We start from the raw sequence: 1,744 nt of genomic DNA on the forward strand, positions 1-1,744 counted from the left end.
GAGAACAGCTGGCCAAGTCCCTGCCGTCCTTCGCACCAGCGCACAGCCGCGCAAATCCGCGACGCGCCGGCGAAACGGAAAACAGCTGGCCAGGTCCCCCGGCTGTCGTTTGCATCGCCGAGCAGCCGCGCAATCCGCAACGCGCCGACGAAGCGGAGAACGACTGGCCAGGTCCCCGCGTCCTTCGTTTGCCGCTGCGCGATCCGCGATGTCGCCGCGCAACGGAAAACAGCTGGCCAGGTTCACGCCTGCCCACGCCAATCCGCAGCCCCGCAACGACGCCGCGAAACGGAAAACAGCTGGCCAGGCCTCCTCGCCGGCAATCGGGGGCGACGCCCGGCCGCGACGCCCCCACGAACGCACATTGTCAAAGAGCCCCCGCTGTCTCGACGCGCCGGCCCGCGCCGCGTCGCGCACGACAGCGCGCGCGCCGCACCGCGGCCGCCGACGCGAGACGGAACGCGACGCCCCTTCGCCGCCCAGCGTCCCCGACGCCGCGCTCCGCTCGATCTCAAGGTGCAGGCAAAGACGCGCAGCGCAACGACGCGCTTCGCGCGCGCATCCCGCCAGCGGGATGACTTGGCGCGCGCGTCGCCACACTCGCGACGAACGCCGCCGACACGCACGGCGCGATCCCCGACACGCAGTCCAGCGAGGCACCCCGCGATGCACCGATCTTCGTTGGTCCAAACGGATGACGGGCCCGCAGGCTCCGGACGAGCTCAGCGCTTGAACGCCTCGCCGCGGCGCAACGGCCGGGCGCGCGCGAGCGCGGCGCCTGAACGATCCGCTCAGGCGCCCTTCGTGATTCCGGCGCGGCTCACTGGAACGCCCGCTCGAGCTTCTGGAGTTCCTTCCGGGCGTCGAACAGGAACGCGCCCGGCTGAACCTGCCCCATCACACTGGAGCCGTCCGCGCTGATTGCCACCGGAGCCTCGTGGGGTTCTCCCTCGTACCTCGCCGCGCCGATTCCTCGGCCGACCTGCCGTTCCGCATCCCCCGCGGCGCGATTCGCGCCGCCATTTCGGATCGCCGGGCGGCGGCGCCCCGTGTCCGCCGCCGCCGACGATCATCGGCGCCTTCGCGCAGTCCGTCGCTTCCCGCAGCAGTTATTCGCCGCGCGGACTCGTCGACTTGTACGACTCGCCGTCGAACTTCCAGCGCTCGGTCCAAGCCGGCGCGACCGTCCGCGTGGCGCGCGTCCCGAGGTCCTCGCAGACCTCCGCGCCGTGGTCCACGACGACGTCGAAGAGCTCCCCGCCCGACGCGGCGTCGATCCGCCAGTTCGACGGCGACGTGGAGGTCCCGTTCTTGCAGCGGCCCATCCCGCTGGCGTCGCCCGTCTGGTAGCGCACGGTCCCGAGGTCGCGCAGCGCCTCGCCGCGCAGGCCGAGGAGCGTCGCGTAGGAGTACTCGAACCCTTGGCCGACGGTGCTGCCCTGGATCGCCAGCGCGTACCGCTCCTTCCCGAGCTCCGCCACCTTCACGTCGGCCTTCAGCTCGCCGAACTCGCCGCCTTCGGTCACCGCGAGATTCGCCGCCTCCACCTTCCAGCGATCGCCGGCGAGGCGGTACTGCACGCCGCCGAGGAGCACGCTGCAGGCGTGGCACGAGTAGTCGCCGGCGGCGGTCGGCACGGACTCGACCAGCGCGAGCACCCGCGCCTCGTCGCCCGCGCCGGCGTCGTAGATCCCGACGAGGCGGCTGAAGACGACGCTCCCGGGCGCGAAGGCCGACCCGCTCG

The 1,744-nt window shown here is 72.3% G+C and carries 1 protein-coding gene; it reads right to left on the reverse strand.

What is annotated here, in order from left to right; all coding sequences use genetic code 11:
• Window positions 1-1,109 precede the first annotated feature (1,109 nt).
• A partial coding sequence (locus LLG88_07290; GenBank protein ID MCE5246711.1) for a hypothetical protein occupies window positions 1,110-1,744 on the reverse strand: 635 nt, incomplete at its 5' end.

The sequence above is a fragment of the bacterium genome (genome assembly GCA_021372775.1).
GTDB lineage: Bacteria > Acidobacteriota > Polarisedimenticolia > J045 > J045 > JAJFTU01.